Origin of the sequence: Agrobacterium sp. NPDC090283 (genome assembly GCF_044769685.1) — a bacterium.
GTDB lineage: Bacteria > Pseudomonadota > Alphaproteobacteria > Rhizobiales > Rhizobiaceae > Agrobacterium.
Genome location: NZ_JBIVYG010000046.1, coordinates 1 through 3,069 on the forward strand (window position 1 = coordinate 1; position 3,069 = coordinate 3,069).

Below are 3,069 nucleotides of genomic sequence, written 5' to 3' on the forward strand. Positions count from 1 at the left end.
CAGACGAGCGCAGCGGCGAAGCCTCCAGAGAGAACCAGCGAGCCGAAGGCCATGTAGCGCCAGTTCTTGGCCTGCACGCGGGCCGAGCCGATCCGGTCGTCCCAGACCTGCGCGGCGCGCTGATAGGGCGTCTCGGGTTGCGGGGTCTTGCCGTAATGGGCGGCGGGTCTTTTGAAGAGGTTCATCAGCGGTCACTTTCAGAGAGGTTGATGGAAGAACCGGAGCCGTGGCTGTCGCCGGAGCGGATGGCGTGGGCGGCGGCGCTGACGCCGTGGCTGACGGTCTGGTTGCGCTTCATGCGCTTGGCCCAATCGGGAGCGCCGCCGGTCGCGGTCGGGGTCGAAGCGGCCTCGGCGGCTTCACCGCCGATCGTTCCCATGGTCGAGGAGCCGCCCGTCGCACCGAAGCCGGCCTTCGCGCCATCGGAGAAGCTGGAATTCATGGAGTCAGCGGCGCGCGATGCGGCACGGCGCAAAGGCGAGACGGCGGCCGATCCGGCGGTGCGCGCGACCGCGCCCATGCCGGAGGCGACGCCCGACGCGCCGGACTTGCCGAGCGAGCCGAGCGAATAGGCCGAGGAGGCAGCACCCGCCGCGGTCGCACCGCCGCGGGCTGCTGCCGCCCCGCCGGAGAGCATGGCGGCTCCGCCCTTGGCGGCCATCATCGCACCGCCGCCGACGGCCATGGCCGCGCCGCCGACCGCAAGACCGGTGCCGACCGCTGCGCCCGCGCCGAGCTGCGGGCCGCCGGAGACGAGCCCGTTGGCGATGCCGGGGCCGAAGATGCCGAGGGCTACGAGGGAGAGTGCGGCCAGCACGACGGCCATGGCGTCGTCGATGCTGGGCGTGGTGCCGCCGAAGCCCTTGGTGAACTCGCCGAAGAGGGTCGAGCCGATGCCGATGATGACGGCCAGAACGAGAACCTTGATGCCGGACGAGATGATGTTGCCGAGCACCTTTTCGGCCATGAAGGCGGTCTTGCCGAAGAGGCCGAACGGAATGAGGACAAAGCCGGCGAGCGTCGCCAGCTTGAATTCGATCAGGGTGACGAAGAGCTGGATCGCCAGAATGAAGAAGGCGAGGATGACCAGCGCCCAGGCGAAGAGCAGGCACGCGATCTGGATGAAGTTCTCGAAGAAGGCGACCCATCCCATCAGATCGGAGATGGATTCGAGCAGCGGCCGGGCGGCGTCGAGGCCGGTCTGTGCGACCTTGCCGGGCCGCATCAGGTCGGCGGTCGAGAAGCCCGTGCCGCTCGCCTTGAGACCAAGGCCGGCGAAGCTCTCGAAGACGATCTTCGCGAGGTTGTTCCAGTTGCCGATGAGATAGGCGAAGACGCCGACGAACAGCGTCTTCTTGACGAGGCGCGCGATGACGTCTTCATCGGCGGCCCAGGACCAGAAGAGCGCGGCGAGCGTCACGTCGATGACGATCAGGGTGGTTGCGATGAAGCCGACCTCGCCGCCGAGAAGGCCGAATCCGCTGTCGATGTATTTGGTGAATACGCCGAGGAAATTGTCGATGACGCCTGCGCCGCCCATGGCTCACCGCCCTTCCGGGGCGGCCGCCGCGGCCGGTGCGACCGGAGCGGATGCGCGGCCAAGGAAGCGGTCGCGGGTCTCGGCCCATACCGCCATGCACGCGCTGTCGCTGGTGGCCTCTTGACCGAGCCGCTGGCATCGGCGTTGGCCTTCGCGCAGCGGATCGCGGTCGGGAGAATGAAGAGCGGCCGGCGAAGATGCCGGCGCGTCCTCCTTGCGGTTCAGTTCGATGACCGTCGCGGTGATGGCGATGGCGACGAACACGATAGCGCCGAGGCGGGCCAGCATCTTGCCGTCCATGGGAATGCTCCTTCTGGCGGTTACTTGCCGGTGTTGAACATCTGGGCGTTGCCGGGCTGGTAGCCCGAGCCCGGCGTCAGGAAGCGGCGACGCTGTTCGCGGCCTTGTTCGGCGGCGGCGGTGCGTTCGGCCTCGGTGAGCGCGGTGGCACGGCCGTTGGAAGCGAGCAGCGCCACGAGATCCGAGAGCTGCTGCGATTGCAGGGCGAGGATCTGATTGCCGGCCTGCGCCGCCTGGAGCGCGCCGGTCGCACCCTGGCTCTGGCTGACCAGCGCCGACATCTGCGTGCGGTTGGTGTCGATATTGCCGACGACGCCGGCCTGGACGCGCATCGCATCCTGAAGCCCGCCGACGGTGTTCTTCCAACGGTCGCGCGCATTGGCGACGAGCTGCTGGTTGCTCGCCGACATCGAGACGTTCCCGTATTTCTGGCTGAACATCTGGTCGATCTGCTGAACGTTGAACGCGATGCCCTGGGCTTGCTGGAGAAGCTGCTGGGTGCGCTGCACGTTCTGCTGGAGCTGCTGGAGCGCCGAGTAAGGCAGGCTCGCGAGATTGCGGGCCTGGTTGATGAGCATCTGCGCTTCGTTCTGGAGCGAGGTGATCTGGTGGGTTATCTGCTCCAGCGTGCGCGCGGCTGTCAGCACGTTTTGCGCATAGTTGGAGGGATCGAAGACGATGATGGCGTGGGCGGGCGTCGCCACCATCGGCGAGAGCGCCAGCGGCGCGGCCGCCAGCATGGTTGCGGCGAGCGCCATGGCACGCGAGCGGAAATGGCGAATAGTCATGGGTCAGGACTCCTTTGCTGCTTGAGGGATCGGGAAGGTCGGTATGAGGTCCGCCGCCCATCCGGCGTCGCGGGCGCGCAGCCACGCGGCGAGGAAGCCGTCGCGGCCATGTTCGGCGACGAGGTTGGCGATCAGCGTCTGGTCGGATTTGGAGGATGCGGCGCAGAGCGCGAGGCCGACTTCGGACAGGCCCAGCTCGAACAGACGGTTGCCGCGCCGCGACTGGCAGTAATAGTCGCGCTTCGGCGTTGCCCGCGCGAGGATTTCGATCTGCCGGTCGTTGAGACCGAAGCGGCGATAGATCGCCGTGATCTGCGGCTCGATCGCGCGTTCATTCGGCAACAGTAGCCGCGTCGGGCAGCTTTCGATGATGGCCGGCGCGATGCTCGAATTGTCGATGTCGGACAGCGACTGCGTGGCGAAGATGACCGACGCATTCTT

Annotated in this window: 4 protein-coding genes and 1 pseudogene; all 5 read right to left on the bottom strand. The window is 67.3% G+C overall.

All coding sequences use genetic code 11. The annotated features are described in order from the left end of the window. The coding region (locus tag ACIQUH_RS27795) for a VirB8/TrbF family protein (protein WP_400821403.1) at positions 1-185 on the bottom strand (185 nt) is incomplete at its 3' end. Then, a complete protein-coding gene (trbL, locus tag ACIQUH_RS27800; protein ID WP_400821406.1) occupies positions 185-1,540 on the bottom strand; it encodes a P-type conjugative transfer protein TrbL in 1,356 nt (451 codons plus the stop codon). The genes trbL and ACIQUH_RS27795, both read right to left, overlap by 1 nt. Positions 1,541-1,543: 3 nt before the next feature. Continuing rightward, positions 1,544-1,840 (bottom strand): putative entry exclusion protein TrbK-alt, encoded by a 297-nt coding sequence (trbK-alt, locus tag ACIQUH_RS27805; RefSeq protein WP_400821408.1) that lies wholly within the window; start codon positions 1,838-1,840, stop codon positions 1,544-1,546. 20 nt (positions 1,841-1,860) lie between these two features. After that, positions 1,861-2,628, bottom strand: coding sequence for a P-type conjugative transfer protein TrbJ (gene trbJ, locus ACIQUH_RS27810; protein WP_400821410.1), 768 nt, complete (start codon positions 2,626-2,628; stop codon positions 1,861-1,863). A 3-nt stretch (positions 2,629-2,631) separates the two neighbouring features. After that, a pseudogene (locus ACIQUH_RS27815) lies at positions 2,632-3,069 on the bottom strand (conjugal transfer protein TrbE); the annotation flags it as partial.